The sequence below is a fragment of the Arthrobacter sp. UCD-GKA genome, from assembly GCF_001863355.1.
Lineage (GTDB): Bacteria > Actinomycetota > Actinomycetes > Actinomycetales > Micrococcaceae > Paeniglutamicibacter.
On sequence record NZ_MOLR01000002.1, the window covers coordinates 225,280 to 241,411 of the forward strand.

16 protein-coding genes are annotated in these 16,132 nt (G+C 64.4%); 10 read left to right on the forward strand and 6 right to left on the reverse strand.

The features are described 5' to 3' along the window. Positions 1-36: 36 nt before the first annotated feature. Positions 37-1,974, reverse strand: a complete 1,938-nt coding sequence (locus BLJ79_RS22265; protein ID WP_083410995.1) for a heparinase II/III family protein — start codon at positions 1,972-1,974, stop codon at positions 37-39. Between BLJ79_RS22265 and BLJ79_RS04355 the strand changes: the two genes are divergently transcribed. The 8 genes from BLJ79_RS04355 (at position 1,974) to BLJ79_RS04390 (ending at position 6,123) form a co-directional block, all read left to right on the forward strand. Continuing rightward, entirely contained in the window at positions 1,974-2,249 is a 276-nt protein-coding gene (locus BLJ79_RS04355) for a hypothetical protein (protein ID WP_071213464.1), read from the forward strand. The genes BLJ79_RS22265 and BLJ79_RS04355 overlap by 1 nt on opposite strands. Next, the gene (locus BLJ79_RS04360; protein ID WP_071213465.1) at positions 2,246-2,464 is read left to right on the forward strand and encodes a DUF7620 family protein; all 219 of its coding nucleotides are present in this window, start codon (positions 2,246-2,248) and stop codon (positions 2,462-2,464) included. Before BLJ79_RS04355 ends, BLJ79_RS04360 begins: the two co-directional genes overlap by 4 nt. Beyond that, positions 2,461-2,757 (forward strand): putative phage holin, encoded by a 297-nt coding sequence (locus tag BLJ79_RS04365; protein WP_071213466.1) that lies wholly within the window; start codon positions 2,461-2,463, stop codon positions 2,755-2,757. Before BLJ79_RS04360 ends, BLJ79_RS04365 begins: the two co-directional genes overlap by 4 nt. Before the next feature lie 73 nt (positions 2,758-2,830). Further along, complete coding sequence (locus BLJ79_RS04370; RefSeq protein ID WP_071213467.1) at positions 2,831-3,745, forward strand: VldE C-terminal domain-containing protein; 915 nt, start codon at positions 2,831-2,833, stop codon at positions 3,743-3,745. 8 nt (positions 3,746-3,753) lie between these two features. Next, entirely contained in the window at positions 3,754-4,140 is a 387-nt protein-coding gene (locus tag BLJ79_RS04375) for a hypothetical protein (protein ID WP_071213468.1), read from the forward strand. Positions 4,141-4,196: 56 nt separating this feature from the next. Continuing rightward, positions 4,197-4,487 carry a hypothetical protein gene (locus tag BLJ79_RS04380; protein WP_071213469.1) on the forward strand — a complete coding sequence of 97 codons (291 nt, stop codon included), beginning with the start codon at positions 4,197-4,199 and terminating at the stop codon, positions 4,485-4,487. A gap of 274 nt (positions 4,488-4,761) precedes the next feature. Then, positions 4,762-5,136, forward strand: a complete 375-nt coding sequence (locus BLJ79_RS04385) for a BlaI/MecI/CopY family transcriptional regulator (protein ID WP_071213470.1) — start codon at positions 4,762-4,764, stop codon at positions 5,134-5,136. 24 nt (positions 5,137-5,160) lie between these two features. Continuing rightward, entirely contained in the window at positions 5,161-6,123 is a 963-nt protein-coding gene (locus BLJ79_RS04390) for a M56 family metallopeptidase (protein WP_071213471.1), read from the forward strand. A gap of 81 nt (positions 6,124-6,204) precedes the next feature. Here the strand turns inward: BLJ79_RS04390 and BLJ79_RS04395 are convergent, their stop codons facing one another. Further along, complete coding sequence (locus tag BLJ79_RS04395; protein ID WP_071213472.1) at positions 6,205-8,310, reverse strand: DNA gyrase/topoisomerase IV subunit B; 2,106 nt, start codon at positions 8,308-8,310, stop codon at positions 6,205-6,207. 198 nt (positions 8,311-8,508) lie between these two features. Between BLJ79_RS04395 and BLJ79_RS04400 the strand changes: the two genes are divergently transcribed. Then, a complete protein-coding gene (locus BLJ79_RS04400) occupies positions 8,509-8,733 on the forward strand; it encodes a DUF7455 domain-containing protein (RefSeq protein WP_071213473.1) in 225 nt (74 codons plus the stop codon). Between the two features lie 204 nt (positions 8,734-8,937). Here BLJ79_RS04400 and BLJ79_RS04405 read toward each other — a convergent pair whose 3' ends face one another. From BLJ79_RS04405 to BLJ79_RS04420, 4 genes are all read right to left on the reverse strand, one after another. Then, positions 8,938-10,170 carry an RNA polymerase sigma factor gene (locus BLJ79_RS04405; RefSeq protein ID WP_071213474.1) on the reverse strand — a complete coding sequence of 411 codons (1,233 nt, stop codon included), beginning with the start codon at positions 10,168-10,170 and terminating at the stop codon, positions 8,938-8,940. 296 nt (positions 10,171-10,466) lie between these two features. Continuing rightward, complete coding sequence (locus BLJ79_RS04410) at positions 10,467-11,624, reverse strand: DUF4192 domain-containing protein (protein ID WP_175475386.1); 1,158 nt, start codon at positions 11,622-11,624, stop codon at positions 10,467-10,469. Positions 11,625-11,765: 141 nt separating this feature from the next. Beyond that, positions 11,766-13,085 (reverse strand): MFS transporter, encoded by a 1,320-nt coding sequence (locus BLJ79_RS04415; RefSeq protein ID WP_071213476.1) that lies wholly within the window; start codon positions 13,083-13,085, stop codon positions 11,766-11,768. Continuing rightward, positions 13,085-14,020, reverse strand: a complete 936-nt coding sequence (locus tag BLJ79_RS04420; RefSeq protein WP_071213477.1) for a proteasome assembly chaperone family protein — start codon at positions 14,018-14,020, stop codon at positions 13,085-13,087. Before BLJ79_RS04420 ends, BLJ79_RS04415 begins: the two co-directional genes overlap by 1 nt. A gap of 412 nt (positions 14,021-14,432) precedes the next feature. Here BLJ79_RS04420 and BLJ79_RS04425 point away from each other — a divergent pair, with 412 nt between their 5' ends. Next, positions 14,433-15,947 carry a leucyl aminopeptidase gene (locus tag BLJ79_RS04425; RefSeq protein ID WP_071213478.1) on the forward strand — a complete coding sequence of 505 codons (1,515 nt, stop codon included), beginning with the start codon at positions 14,433-14,435 and terminating at the stop codon, positions 15,945-15,947. The last annotated feature ends 185 nt before the right edge of the window (positions 15,948-16,132 follow it).

Here is a 16,132-nt window from a genome sequence, read left to right on the forward strand (position 1 = left end):
ACATCAGCGCCAAAAAGCTCAGACCAACATAGAGAATTACAGAGTGTTTCGGATGCTTATGTCATCTTCGCTAATCTGTATCCGCCAGTGCGAGAGGCCCCGGGCAACATGAGCCATAATTGCGCCATTCGACGCAACGTGCGACTCAACTATGCTCAACGGTTGAGGGGAATGACCCCCAAAAAGACTCACGATGTGCGGGCGCTGAACCGATGACGTTGCAGTGATGCGCGCACTCGGAAACATGGTTTTCCAGCTGGTCCCGATCCATCCTTCGAGCGACTTTTCATTAGCAAGGTGCCGCTTTACGATCGTGTCCTTGCCCAGCCAATACATCCCGAAGTTATTGTTTTTGGTGTGCAACCTGAACCCATCGTCCAGGAACCGCAGCTTCACTCCGGGCTCAATATTCCACGTCTGCGAAATTTGGAATTTGCTAGAAGGACCGGACTTGTCCGAAATTATCCAGCAATCAGCCTCGGTGAAATAGGTGACGCGTCGGGTGAGGTCGTGTTTTTTGTAACCACGATCTAGGAGCAAGAAGTCGTGATAATTCTCGGTGATACTGTGCGATACGAGATCGACGCTTGCATGTCTGTCGTACTTGACTCCGGGGATCGACGCCACGTTGTGAGCCTCGCGTGATTTGAGGTACTTCACCTCGGGGATGGAGTTCTGGTAGCTGTGGAACCCGGGGTCAATCAACCATCGTTGCCCTTGGGTGTAGATATTGACGCTGCCTCGGTCCTCGTGGGAATGCCCGGGGTAGTCTTCGCCATACTTGATTAGGGTGTGTGATTCGTGTGCGAGAGGGCGGGTGTTTCCCCACCCGCTACGGGATGCAATATAGCCGCGATCAAGAACGATTGCCGTCTCCGTTGGCGCGACGCCCTCCTGACCGCCAGTTGAAACAAAGTCAGAATGAGGGGAATAGCCCAAAGCGACTCTTGTTCGCTTCGAGTCACCAATTTGCGGGATCTGGCCATCAGGGAGCGCGATGTGTGCGAGGACATGAGCGGCGGAGGCCAGGCGTTCGGTAGCGTCTAACGGCGGCGTGATTCCCTCTAAGCTAGCGCGGTTCCAAGCTAGACCCCACCAAGTCATATTCATCTGGTGGTAGGCCGATGAGCCTTCGTTATTTGTTCCTTGAACGTCGAAGGTCGTTTTGAATTGAGTGCGCATGCGAGAGACTGCCGTATCAATCGCATTTTGATCACGCAGAACAGCGCCGAGAACGAGCAAGCCTTGATGCTGGTGGAGTCCGTGGTTCTTTCCAACGATGTGAGTTGGGTCCATGAGCCAATCACGATGGTACTCAAGTAGTTCTACGAACCAACTGTCCTCTGGCCCAGCGAGTGGCGCACCGATGCATAGCTGGATAGCCCGGTTGCCGTCGGCCATGTCCCTCCACGCGAAGTCTGAGGGGCTAGCCTCTGCGGGCGTGTTGGTCTCACCCCAGGAGCGCGCAATTCTTAGCCATTCGGCTTTTGCATCTTTGTCGCCTTCGATGGCAGCCCAGCGCAATGGGTTCATCCAGCGCAGGGTGTGGTGCTGGAACCGCCAGTTCCGGTCATCGAATGGGTTGGCGACCCAGTCTGTTGGGTCACCGGTCCAAACCGGCTGTGGAGGCAGGACGAGCTTTCCAGACCGAAGGGCTTCGAGCGATTCTTCAAGGTTTTTAGGTCGGGCATAGATTCCGCCAAATGCTTGGCGAATCGATGCATCTAAATCCAAATCCTGAACCGTCTTTTTAGATCGAACGATTGCTCGATTTTTGGTACCGGTCGGGACGCGTGAATGACTCTGGCCGGGCATAGTTCCCCCATGAAAGTTGTGCGAGTGGCTTCGACTCACCATATCCACACCGGATGTGAATACTGTGCGGTATTCATAACGTTGTTGTAACTTAAACATTTTGCGCACCAAGCGCCCCTCCCGAAAGGCAACCATGCCCAACCCCAAGGCGGTGCCCATTGCTTGACGACATCCCCTGGCAAGCCCTCGGCGTCCTGACCCCGTCCAGCCTGCTCGGGCTGGCGGTGTGGATGATCCTGACCGGCCGGCTCGTGCCCCGCTACCTGTATGAGGTGATGGTGAAGGCCAAGGACCAGTGGCGGGCCACCGCAGAGACTCTCAAGGACACCAACGCGGTGCAGGCTTCGACCATCGAGAAGCAGACGGTGGTCGGGGCCTCGGTCATCAAGGTGATGGGTGCCATCGATGAGGTCAAGGAGGGTGGTCCTCGGTGAAGCTGTTCAGGTGGGTCCAACGTTCGCGCCGTGTCGAGGCGGAGGCGGCGGCCAAGGAGGCGTTGGCGGCGAAGATCGAAGCCAGCGTCGAACACAAGGCCGCCCTCGACCGGGACACGGAGGTGCGCCGGCAGTCGGAGAAGCTGGCGCAGATCAACCACGAGAACCATTTTTCGGCCAAGCTCACACGAATCTACCGGGAGGGCCACGCGTGACCATCCAACCTTTGACCGGCATCCTGATCGCGCTCGCCTGCTTGTCCACCCTTGGGGTGATGATCGGCTGGCACTGTCTCGGCCGTGGCGCGTGGCGGCGCTGGGCGGCTGGCGTGACCCTCATGGGGTTGCTGGCCGTCATTGCTGCGATCACCGCTCTGGCGACCGCCAGCAGCTTCTTCCCAGACTTCCCCGGTCGAGCTGCGGCCTACATCGCGCTCTACGCGTTGTTCATCCTGTCGATCTGGGCCATTGGCTGGTCCATCTTCCGAGAGCAACGCCGCCGCGACTAACCAAACCCCGAACCCACAAGCCCGTGACCATCCTGGTCCGGGCTTTTCTTATGCCCGAAAACAGGAGGCCCTTGTGTCTTACTTCCTTGCCCAATCTCTCGCGCAGCTGCGTTCCCAGGTCAATGCCCTTTGGCCGAACCGTGACAAGAAGTCAGATGGCTGGATCGGCGATGCCAGCCATAACGCCCGCAAGTCCGACCACAACCCCGACTACTCGGACGGCGGCATCGTGCGCGCCCTCGACATCGACAAGGACGGCATCGACGTCGAGGCGCTGCTGTCCGCTGTCGTCGGTGAACCTCGTGTCGCTTACGTCATCTGGAACCGCCGCATCTGGACCCACGCCAAGGGTTGGCAGCCGTACAGCGGGGCCAACCCGCACACCGGGCACATTCATGTGAGCATCCGGCACACGGCGGCGGCCGCTGCTGGCGGCGCATGGAGCCTCGGCGCCGGAACTGTCGGCCCTGTCGCAACGCCCAGCGCCCCCGCGGTGCAACCTTCCACGGGCGGCGGGTCTGTCGTGGACTGGCTCAACGGCAAGGGCCGGGATTCGTCCTACGCCGCACGTGCCAAGCTGGCGACCCAGTACGGCATCCGCGGGTACAAGGGCACCGCGGACCAGAACACCGCGTTGCTGGCCAAACTCAAGGCCGGGGTACCCGCCCCGGCAGTGAAGCCCAAGCCCGCGCCGGCCAAGCCGAAGACCGCGGGCAAGACCGTGGCGCAGATGGCCGCGGAGGTTCGCGCCGGGAAGCACGGCAACGGCCACGACGTGCGCCGCAAATCCCTCGGGATCAGCGCCGCCGAATATGCCAAGGTCCGGGACGCCGTGAACGGCAAGTCCGAGGGCAAGAGTGTCGCGGACATGGCCACCGAAGTCATCCAAGGCAAGCACGGCAACGGGCACCCCGCCCGGCAGCAGTCCCTCGGCGTCAACGCTGCGACCTACGCCAAGGTCCGCGCCGCAGTCAACAAACGAGCATAGGAGCCACCATGGCAAAGCACATCGCAACCGGCACTCCGACGCAGGTGGCCCACCCGTGGAAGTCGGTGGTCCGCACGTTCGTCGCCGCGGCCGTCGGCATCGGGGTGGCTTGGCTGGTCCGCACCCTAGGGGTCGACCTGACGGCGCTCTCCCAGCCGATCATCGACTCACTCACCACCGGAGCCTGGGCAGTCGCCACCGGCCTCGCACAGTGGCTCCTGACCCGGCCCCAGCTGCAATCCTTCTGGGCAGCCATCGGCCTCGGCACCGGCGTCGAGAAGGAACCCGCGCCGGACCTGCTCGAGGATTCCGTGGCGGCACAGTTCTATGCAGGGGGCTACCCGATCCCGGACGAGCACGAGCCGACCAGGTCGCCTAACCGCGACCAGCAGTAGCCACGAGCGCCCCACCCTTCACCGGGTGGGGCGTTTTTCGTGGTTAAGATGGGGTTGTGTCCTGCTATCCCGACTTCATCCCCGACCCCGAGGTGTGCCAGCGCTACCCCTATGGACGGCAACCGTACGTCCGGATCACGCTGCCCGATGGGACCACCGTCGACGGGAAGGCGCATGCCTGGCAAGGCGACAAGTTCCTCGCTGTCTGGTTCGACGAAGCCCGCAACTTCCACGACCTGTGGATGGACACAAAGCACGCCGTGCATATCCCGTATCGTGAGTCCCGGTGGCACGACTCCCCCAGCGCCGAGGACATCCCGTGGAGGATCGAGCAAGGCGAGATGTGAAGGTGAAAATCCGTGGCGGTTTCGTGGCGGATGGCACCCAGAAAATGGCATAAAGTGCCCGAATACGCCCCAAAGCGAACGGTGTCGGAATGGTCAGTTTCCCCGCGAAATCACGGCAAAAACAGGGGCTCATCTCACAAACCGCCTTTCTACCCACTGTAGAACATTTGGGCCGAACACGGTAAACTGGGGCCTAACGGGAAGTACCGATGGTGCCGCCCGTCGGCCCCTGCGTTAGCTGCACGGGGCCTGGAACACTTTGTAAGGAATTAGATTGGCCACTCTTGGCGACCTTGAACGCGCAGTAATGGATCTACTTTGGGATGCCGAAACCCCGCTCACGGCCAATGAACTTCGCGACCTGCTTGCGGCGCCCGGCGGCGTCGACGGCAAGGAACTTGCCGTGACCACCGTCCTGACGGTTCTGGCCCGGCTGGAAAAGAAGGGCTTGGTGGCGCGCGAACGCGACATCCGCCCGCACCGCTACACCTCGGTGACAAGCCGCGAGGAACACACCGTGTCCTTGATGAACGAAGCACTAGGTACCGTGCTGGATCGCGAAGCCGTGCTGGCTCGCTTCATCGGCGGCATCTCCGCCGAGGAAGCCCAGTCCCTGCGCCTGCTCCTCGATACCCCACGTAACGCCTAGCGACGATCGGCACGGTCACCGAACGTGCTGCTGACGTCCTATCTCCTGGCGGGTCTAGCCTTGCTTCTTGCATGGCCGATACCCGTCGCACTTTCGCGCGCCCACTGGACCGCCAGATCCCCCTTTGCCGCGATGGTCGTGTGGCAGGCCATCGCCCTGGCCGGTGGACTGTCGATGATCGGCGCGCTTCTTTTTTGGGGCCTCGATCCGCTGGGCGACACCCTGATCGGCGCGCTCCGCGGCGGGCTCCAGCTGGTCCTGGGTGACCCCGAGGCCAACTCCCCCGGCACCATCCACATCTTTGCGCTGAGCACCGCGGCCCTGTTGGGTTTCCACCTGGTCCTCACCCTGATCCGGGCGGCCTGGCGCATCACGCGCCAACGGGCACGGCACCGGCACATCCTTTCGCTGCTCACCGAGGAATCCGCCGGCACCCCCGGCACGCTGGTCCTTGACCACGAGACCCCCATTGCCTACTGCCTGCCGGGCTTCACCGGCTCGGTCACGGTGCTCTCCCGCGGCCTGGTCAAGCGGCTGAGCCCCGAGGAGCTGCGCGCGGTCCTCGCCCATGAAAAGGCCCACCTGGAACAACGCCACGACCTGCTCCTGCTGGCCTTCGCCTCATGGAACGACGCCCTGCCGTGGCTGCCGACCTCGAAGTTGTCGCTGGCCGCCGTCCAGGAGCTGGTCGAGATGCTTGCCGACGACGCCGCCCTGCGCGAGGTCACGGCCCCGGTGCTGTTGCGGGCCCTGCTCACGGTTGCCACCGGCGCCCTGGGCGAACCGTCCGGTAAGTCCCTGGCTCCCCTGCCGGCCGCCGCAACCGGCGGCGCCCCGACCGAGGAGCTTTCCTCGCATCGCCTGCGCCGTCTGCTCACGCCCAAGCCCCCGCTGCCCGCGGCCCTGCGCGCCACGATCCTTGCGGCGGCGCTGCTGCTCCTGGCGCTGCCGACCACCATGCTGGTGGCCCCGGGTCTCTTCAGCTGACCACCCGGCCCCAAGCACCACCCATTAAGCAAAGGTCGGCGGATTCCCTCGAAGGGAACCCGCCGACCTTTGCTTGTTGCCCTAGGCGTCGATGCGATCGCGTTCGAGGCGTTCGGCACCGGAGATGATGAACTCCTTGCGCGGCGCAACATCCGAACCCATCAGCAGGTCAAAGACCCGCTCGGCCGATTCCGCATGCTCCAGCCCCACCCGGCGCAGCGTCCGGTGGCGCGGATCCATGGTCGTTTCCGCCAGCTGGTCCGCGTCCATCTCACCCAGGCCCTTGTAGCGCTGGATCGGCTCCTTGTAGCGCTTGCCGGTCTTTTCCAGGGCGGCCAGCACCTCGTGCAGCTCGTTCTCCGAATAGGTGTACACCATCTCGTTGTCCTTGGCACCGTGGTTGATGACCTCGACCCGGTGCAGCGGCGGCACGGCCGCGTAGACCCGCCCGGCCTCGACCATGGGGCGCATGTAGCGGAAGAACAGCGTCAGCAGCAACGTGCGGATGTGCGCGCCGTCGACGTCGGCATCGGTCATCAGCACGACCTTGCCGTAGCGGGCCGCGGATATGTCAAAGCTGCGTCCCGAGCCGGCCCCCACGACCTGGATCAGGGCCGCGCATTCGGCGTTGGAGAGCATGTCTGCCACCGAGGCCTTCTGCACATTGAGGATCTTGCCGCGGATCGGCAGCAGCGCCTGGAAATCCGAGGATCGCGCCAGCCGGGCGGTGCCCAACGCGCTGTCACCCTCGACGATGAACAGTTCGGTCTTCTCGGTGTCGGTGCTGCGGCAATCGGCCAGCTTGGTGGGAAGCGAGGAGGTTTCAAGGGCGTTCTTGCGCCGCTGGGTTTCCTTGTGGACGCGCGCGGAGATGCGCGACTTCATTTCGCTGACGACCTTTTCCAGGAGCATCGCTGCCTGGGTCTTGTCGCCCTTGGCGGTCGAGTTCAGCTTTGCCGCCAGGCTCTTTTCCACGACCTTGGCCACGATCTGGCGCACCGCGGAGGTGCCCAGGATCTCCTTGGTTTGGCCCTCGAACTGCGGTTCGGCCAGGCGAACGGTCAGCACTGCGGTGAGCCCGGCACCGACGTCGTCCTTCTCGATCTTGTCGTTGCCGACCTTGAGCTTGCGGGCATTGGCCTCGATGACCTTGCGGAAGGTCTTCAGCAGGGCCTGCTCGAAGCCCGTCTGGTGGGTGCCGCCCTTGGGCGTGGCGATGATGTTCACGAAGGAGCGCAGGGAGGTCTCGTAGCCGATCCCCCAGCGCAGGGCAATGTCGACCTCACAGGTGCGCTCGACCTCGGTGATCCTGCTGTGGCCGGACTCGTCAATGACGGGCACCGATTCCTTGAACGTCCCCGAGCCGTGGAAACGCCAGATGTCGGTGACCGCTGCGTCGTTGGCCAGGTACTCCACGAACTCGGAAATCCCGCCGTCGTGGTGGAAAACCTCCTCGTAGGGGCCGTCCGCCCCCAGGGTGTCGGCCAGGCCGCGCTCGTCGCGCAGCGTGATCTTCAGGCCCGGCACCAGGAAGGACGTCTGGCGGGCACGGGCCTGCAGCTCGGTGTAGGAGAACTTGGCATCGGGCGTGAAAATCTGGCGGTCGGCCCAGTACCGCACGCGGGTTCCGGTGACCCCGCGCTTGGCCTTGCCCACCACGTCGAGGACCGAAGCCGTGGAAAACGGCTCGAAGGTCGTGTCGGGCTTGGGCTTGCCCGAGTCGGTGAAGCGGCCGGGCTCGCCGCGGCGGAACTGCATCCCGTAGGTCTTGCCGCCGCGGTCCACCTCGACGTCCAGACGCGCCGAAAGCGCGTTGACCACGGAGGCGCCCACGCCATGCAGGCCGCCGGAGGCGGTGTAGGAGCCTCCGCCGAACTTGCCGCCGGCGTGGAGCTTCGTGAAGACAACCTCGACACCGGAGAGCCCGGTCTTCGGCTCGATGTCCACCGGGATGCCGCGGCCGTCGTCGTGGATCTCCACCGATCCGTCCGGGTGCAGGAGGACCTTGATGGACTGGCCGTGGCCGGCGAGGGCTTCATCGACGGAGTTGTCGATGATTTCCCACAGGCAGTGCATCAGTCCACGCGAGTCGGTGGATCCGATGTACATGCCCGGACGTTTGCGAACCGCCTCGAGCCCCTCCAGGACGGATAGGTGTCGGGCGTTGTAGTCAGCGCTTTTGGCCACGGTTGTTAAAACTCCTCAAATCGTCGGAACGACGCTATCCACAATAGTCTCTGGCCCCGACAAATCGCTGAAGTGTGCCGCCAGTGAGCGGTAGCTCACCCCTCCCGGGGCTACGCGGTCAGCGAAAGCGCAATTATTCAAGAAGAAAACGGCCGGATTGCTGGTTGTATTGGATACACATCGAATAAGGAGGTCATCATGACAACGACGACGGTAACCCGAGAGCTGAATGCACTCGATCGTTGCGACCGGTGCGGTGCACAGGCTTTCGTGCGCGCGGTATTGGAGACCTCCGGTGGTGAACTATTCTTCTGCGGACACCACGCACGCGCCGTGGAAGAAAAGTTGCGCCCCTTGACCAATGAATGGCAAGACGAAACGGCTCGCCTCTACGAGAAGCCCGTTTACGACGACGAGGACTAATCGGGTCATCGGCCACCGGCCGCATCGACCCCTTCAGCGGGACCCCGGCATCGCGCCGGGGTCCCGCTGGCGTTAAGCCGAAAACACGTGTGCCAAGCACCTCTTGGTGAGTGGCCTCGCCCGGGTGAAACAAAAGGTGCCGGTGTCGACCCAGCAACGCTGGATGCAACACCGGCACCTTTTCTTGGCCCTGGGGCCGGGCTCTTAATCGAGGTAGTCGCGAAGGACCTGCGACCGCGACGGGTGGCGCAGCTTCGACATCGTCTTCGATTCGATCTGGCGGATGCGTTCGCGGGTCACGCCGTAGACCTTGCCGATTTCGTCCAACGTCTTCGGCTGGCCGTCGGTCAGGCCAAAGCGCATGGCCACGACACCGGCCTCGCGCTCGGAGAGCGTGTCGAGCACCGAGTGCAGCTGTTCCTGCAGCAAGGTGAAGGACACGGCATCGGCCGGGACAACGGCTTCGGAGTCCTCGATGAGGTCGCCGAACTCGGAGTCGCCATCCTCGCCCAGCGGGGTGTGCAGGGAGATCGGCTCGCGGCCGTACTTCTGGACCTCGACGACCTTTTCGGGAGTCATGTCCAGTTCCTTGGCCAGCTCCTCCGGGGTGGGTTCGCGACCCAGGTCCTGGAGCATCTGGCGCTGCACGCGTGCCAGCTTGTTGATGACCTCGACCATGTGCACCGGGATGCGGATGGTGCGGGCCTGGTCGGCCATGGCACGGGTGATGGCCTGGCGGATCCACCAGGTGGCGTAGGTCGAGAACTTGAAGCCCTTGGTGTAGTCGAACTTCTCGACCGCACGGATCAGGCCCAGGTTGCCTTCCTGGATCAGGTCCAGGAAGAGCATTCCGCGACCGGTGTAGCGCTTGGCCAGCGACACGACCAGGCGCAGGTTGGCCTCGAGCAGGTGGTTCTTGGCGATCTTGCCGTCATGCACGATCTGCTCGTAGTCCCAGCGCAGGCGCTTGTCCATCTTGTTGCCGGTGTCGGCAACGAGCTTCTCGTTGGCGAAGAGCCCGGCTTCGATGCGCAATGCCAGGTCGACTTCCTGTTCGGCATTCAGCAAGGCAACCTTGCCGATCTGCTTCAGGTAGTCCTTGACCGGGTCTGCGGTGGCGCCGGCGACCATGACCTGCTGCTGCGGGGCATCGTCTTCGTCGGCGGTGAGGACAAATCCCCTGGAGTTTTCGTCAACCGGCGGGGCCTTGGGAGTTTCCTCGGCATCTTCGTCCGTCTCGACCTCGTCGGTCTCGACTTCCTCGTCGGCCTTTGCGGCCTTGGCACGGGACTTTGCAGGAGCCCGCTTGACGGCAGGCTTCTTCGCGGTGGCGGCCTTTGCGACAGCCGGCTTTGCAGCTGCCTTATCCGTAGTTGCATCCTGCGGATCGGCGGCAGCGCTTGCTGCCTTGCCATTGGTGGTCGTCTCAGAAGACACGAAATACCTTTCTCACGGTTCGTCCGCGATGCCACCTACCGGTAACACCACTATGACCCTGTCAAGTCCGCGTCCCGCCGGATAAAGGCGAGTCGGGAATCAGGGTCCAATAAATGGAACGCCTTTTTCCCGCCATTTGTTCCCATCGAGAACCTCGATGGTGCTGGCTTGAGAGCCATGGAGCACGAACCCAACCGGGTCTGTTGGTTAATAGTCTCTCACGTTTCGACCACACGGGGATTCATTTGACCCACGTGCCGGATGCAATGGGCCCGACCGGCACCGGTCTGTGCGGCTCAGGCGCTAAGCCGGCCTTCCAGCCGCAACCGCCAGGCGCGCTGCGGATCGGCCACCCACCCCGGCATCTCGCCGGTTTCCAACAATTTCTTCATGAGCAGTGCCAGCCGGTATTCCGGGTCCTTCCCGAGAGCCGCGACAAAGAGCGCCAGCGCGGAACTTCCCTTGCCCTTGGCCCAATTGATCCACCCCAGCAGGCACAGCAGCGCCGCGGCCTCCGTGCCCTCGGCGATTCCCAGCAGGTCCCGGCAGAAATACCAGAGACGATCGATCCGGGCCCAGTCCGGGGTGCAGGATGAGGTGCCCAGCAGGAAATCGGAGAAGTCCCGGGATGCGGGCCCGAAGTCTTCGGCACGGCTGACCTCCTTGAACGCCTCGACGGCACGCACCGCGCCACGTCCGGCCAGGAAGGGAAGGATGTCGCGGACCATCCGGTCGTCGAGCGATACCAGGAGCGAGGCGCAGAACGCCTCGTCGGTGCGCATCCTGCGTTCGGCGACCACGGGATCGGCTTCCAGCAGCTGGGCCCAGTCCCGGATCAGCGTTTCGCGCGGAACCTTTCCGTCGTACTCCTGCACCAGGATCCCCGCGAACTGCCGGATGGTTGCCTTGTTGGACCACGGGGCCACCCCGCTACCGTCCCAAATGGTCTCTTCGGGAGCCGATCCGGCCACGACCATCCTGAGGTGAGTCTCGGTCAGCGCCAGGTCCGGCAGGTCAAAGCCCTCGGCCGGACAGCAGTTTTCGCTGGCGCAGAAATAGCTGTGCCAGCGCTTGGCGCCCACGTACCACGCATCGCGAACGTGGATCCCGGAGCGCACCAGGGCGGGGGCGAGCCGTCGGACAAGATCGTGCTTGGGCAGCGAGTCATGCCCGTCCCCCGGGACTTGCCCCGTGTAGAGGGCCATGAACACCGCCGAGGCCTCCGGGACCTTGTGCACCAGCTGGACCAGCTGCTCTGCCCACTGGAGAGCTTGGTCCTGCCCGTTTTCGGGCCGCGGCAGGTCCACGCGCAGCGTCGCGGCCAGGCCCTGTCCCTGCATGATCAACACGACCACCGCGTTGCGCGGGTAGAATCCCAAGGCGTGGGGAATGTATGCCAAGACCTCTTCGGGGCTGGCCAAGGAAAAGCTGGAAGCTGAAGGCGTAGTAGTCATGCACACCATGCTTCCTTCGTGGCGCAGGGGTCGGCAGGGGGCATCCGGGCATCTGTGGATGCCGCGGTTGCCGGCCCCCTGCTGCGTGTGCGGAACAGTCGAGGGACGGTCCGTTGGTGTCGGCGGGACCGGGGAAATCTGCTACTGGTTCCCGGAGGTGTTGCCCTGGCGTCGTTGGCTGCGCGGCGTGTATTCGCCGCGCAGGGCCATGGCCCGGCGCGCCTTGTTGCGGGTGACCACCATGCCGATGATGCCGCCAAGCATCACCACGAACTGGAAGGACAGCGCCCACCTGAAGGCATCGAGACTGTAGAGCTCGGCGCCGGCACCGGCGGCCCGCTGCTGGATGTCCAGCAGCCAACCCACCACGTAGACGGTGACCAGCGCGGCCAGGAACCCACCGACGTTCACGATCCCGGTTGCCGTGCCGATGACGTGGGCGGGATTGAAGGTCCGCACGAAGTCGAAGCCGATCATCGACGCCGGCCCGCCCAAGGCGACACAGACGATCAGGATGACCAGCATCCAGATCGGTGCCCGGCCGGGCCAGAGAATGACCACGAGCCAGGTCAGTGCGATCATCCCGATGACGTTGAACGCGATCGCCGAGCGTCGGTGGGGACGGCGGGCCACGGCCGCCCCGAGCAGCGGGCCGGCCAGCAGCGCAACCACCACGAAGATCGACAGCAGCCCGGAGGCGACCGCGGGGCTGACCCCCTGGCCCGAGACCAGGAAAGGGTATCCCCAGGTCAGCAGGAAGACGTTGGTGGTGAACTGCGTGGTGAAGTGCGTCCAGAATCCCAGCCGGGTCCCCGGTTCCCGCCAGGCGTCGGCCAGCAGCGTCCGGGCCTTGACCGGTGCCGGCCGGGCCTCGTCGGTGCGCGGCCCGTTGCTGACCAACACCAGCGCCAGGGCAAAGCCCACCACGGACAAGGCGGCCAGGGAGAGGAAAGCCGGGGTCCAGCTCCACAGGTGGAGCAGCGCCACGAACGGGATCAGCGAGAGCAGCTGGCCCAATTGCCCGATCATGCCGGTTACCTGGGTGAGCATGGGGATCCGGTAGCCGGAGAACCAGATGGGCAGCAGCCGGATGACCGAGACGAACGTCATCGCGTCCCCGGCCCCGACGAAGAACCTGCCCACCAGGCCGGAGGCGACCGAATCGGCCATGGCCAGCAGGAACTGGCCGACGATCATCAATGCCGCTCCCCCGGTGATCATGGCCCGCGGGCCCCACCGGTCCACCAGGATGCCCACGGGGATCTGCAGCCCGGCGTAGACCACCAGTTGCACGACCGAGAAGGTGGCCAGGATCGAGGCCGAGGCGTCAAAGCGGTCGGTGGCCTCCAAACCGGCCACGCCAAAGCTGGTGCGCTGCGTGACGGCAATGAGGTAGGCGGCAAGGCTCGCTGCCCATACCACCCATGATCGGGCGGAGTCGAGGTGTTCGGCCTTGGTCACTAGGATTCCTTGGCAGCCGTGCCACCTTGTTCGGGGAAGCCGGAGAGGAATGCCTCCGCGGCCAGGGCGAGTTCTTCGCCGTCGGGGACCTCGGCATCGGCGGTCACCAGCAGCGAACGCCGCTCGATTTCCGGGACGTGCTGGTCAAAGCGCGTTTCGAAGTTCTCCACCATCCGGGCCACGTCCGGGGTCGCGGCAACCTGCTCGGCGATCTGCGATTCGAGGTTGCGGCCGGCTTCGCGCAGCCGGTCCGTGGGAAGGCCGAGTTCCATGGCGGCTCCCACGTATTCCAGGATGCCGACGGCGACCTGCGGGTATTCTGCCTCGGAGAGGTAGTGCGGCACGTGGATGGAATATCCCACCGCGTCGCGGCCCGCCTCGATCAACCGGACCTCGATGAGGGCCGCCAGGCTCGCCGGCAGCTCCGCAGTGGGGGTCCAGGTGGAGATGCCCTCGATCAGGTCCTTGCGGTTGCCGTGGGCGGTGACGCCCAGCGGGCGGGTGTGCGGGACGGGCATCGGCACCGCGTCGAATGAAACGGCCAACCGCACATTGAAGGCTTTGACCAGGGCGATGACGGCGGCGGTGACCCGTTCCCAGGCCAGGTCAGGTTCGGGCCCGGTCAGGAAGAGGAAATCCCGTTCCAGCCCGTCGGTCAGCCGGTACAGTTCCAGGCGCGGCGGCTGGTAAGCGGCAAAGTGGTCGCCAAGGAAGGAAATCTGGGGGCGCCGTTCGCGGTAGTTGATCAGCTGGTCGATGTCGAAGGAGGCGATCAGCCGCGGTTCGAGCGAGTCCAGCAGTTCGGTGCGGACTTGGGACAGCGCGTGTCCGGCATCGGCGTGGCCGCGAAGGCCAATGAGCAGGTCAAGGCCCTGAAGCTCGAGTGAATCCAGGTCGTGGTCTTCGAACCTGATCAGGGATTGGGGGTCAAGCATTGCCGCTGCTCCTTTCAGGTTGCGTCATGGGTTCCGCCGGCCACACCGCCACCGTCGGCCAAGGCCGTCGTGCGGCCCTCGCCTGTTCCTTGCCGCAGCACCCGAATCGGTACGGTGCAAACCACAAGAAAGCCGGGGGCAGGTGCGGGGCCGGGTGAACCCGAAGATGATTCGTTTGGTTGCCTACTGACGTGGTCAACCTCTTCGGAAGGTATTTTCTTCCCGTGGCCCGTCTCCAATTCTAGGCCGGTTGCCACACCGATGCGCTGTGGGCTCGGTCTCAGCGATACGATCGATAAAGGCCAATCGGCGTTTGCGTCCCGGGAACCCCGGGAACACGCGGCCGTTTCGGCTCCTTCGGTGCATGGGCATTCGACGTGCATGTACACAACCAACGAACAGGAATCGTTTCGTGATCAACTCCATGGATCTCAAGCTGACCGCTGTCTCCACCGACATCAAGCGCATCAGTGCCGGCGCACTGGTTCTTGGTGTCGCCAAGGGCACCGACGGTCCGGTTCTGGTGGCTTCGCCCTTCAGCGCCAAGGTCACCGAATCCCTCCAGGGTTCCCTGGCCGCCCTGAACATCACCGGTGCCGCCGATGAACTGGTCCGCCTGCCTGCCACCGCCGAGACCAAGGCCGAGACCCTGGCCTTCGCCGGCCTGGGCGCCTTCGAGGAATCCACGCTGACCGAGGAGGCCTTGCGCCGGGCCGCCGGCTCGGCCACGCGCCAGCTCGCCGGCGTCCCCACCGTGCTCTTCGCCCTGCCCGCGGCCACCGTGGGACAGGCTGCCGCCATCGCCGAGGGTGTGGCCATGGGCGCCTACCAGTTCAACAACCACCGCTCCACCCCGGCCAAGAAGCTGCCGCTGGGCGAGGCTGTCATCGCCACCGCGGCCTCCGCGGACAAGGACCTGCCGGCCGCGCTGAAGCGCGCCGCGATCCTGGGTCGCGCAGTGCGCGCGACCCGCGACCTGGTCAACGTCGCCCCGAACGTGCTCTACCCGGAGTCCTTCGCCCAGGCGGTCAAGGACAACGCCAAGGGCCTGCCGCTGAAGGTCACCGTGCTCGATGACAAGAAGCTGGAAAAGGACGGCTACGGCGGCTTGATGGGAGTTGGCGGCGGTTCCGAGCGCAAGCCCCGGATGGTCAAGGTCGAATACGCCCCGGCCAAGCCCGCCAAGCACCTGGCCCTGGTGGGCAAGGGCATCACCTTCGACACCGGCGGCATCTCCATCAAGCCGGCCGCCGGCATGCACGCCATGAAGTGCGACATGGCCGGCGCCGCCACCATCTTCCAGGCGATCGTCGCCATTGCCGAGCTCGGCCTGCCGATCAAGGTCACCGGCTGGCTGTGCCTGGCCGAGAACATGCCAGGTGGCGCCTCCACCCGCCCGGGCGACGTCATCACCATGTTCGGCGGCAAGACCGTCGAGGTGCTGAACACCGACGCCGAGGGCCGGCTGGTCATGGCCGACGGCCTGGTGGCCGCCAGCGCCGAGAAGCCCGATGCCCTCATCGACGTCGCCACGCTGACCGGCGCGCAAATGGTGGCCCTGGGCCTGCGCACCGCGGGCGTCATGGGCGACGAGACCCTTCGCAACGCCGTGGTCTCCGCCGCCGACAAGGCCGGCGAGGCCGCCTGGGCCATGCCGATGCCCGAGGAACTGCGTCCCACGATCGATTCGCAGGTCGCCGACCTGGCCAACATCGGTGAGCGCATGGGCGGGATGATGACCGCCGCGGTGTTCCTCAACGAGTTTGTCGGCGAGTCCGACGGAACCAAGATCCCGTGGGCGCACCTGGACATCGCCGGCCCGGCGTTCAACGAGCAGGCAGCCTACGGCTACACCCACAAGAACGGCACCGGCTCATCGGTGCGCACCCTGGTGGCACTGGCCGAGGAGATGTCCTCCGCCAAGTAGCGGGCACGAGGCCACCTGGCCCCATGGATTTCTACTTCTTGTAGTAGGAATCCGCGACCGCATGCGGCGGCGGCCCTTCACCCGCAAGGAAGGGCCGCCGCCGCTGTGCAACCGGTCACAGGCACGGGCAATCTGTCTCACCGTATGTGGCCGACCGCGTTTCGGGGGGATAAGGTAATCCTGAT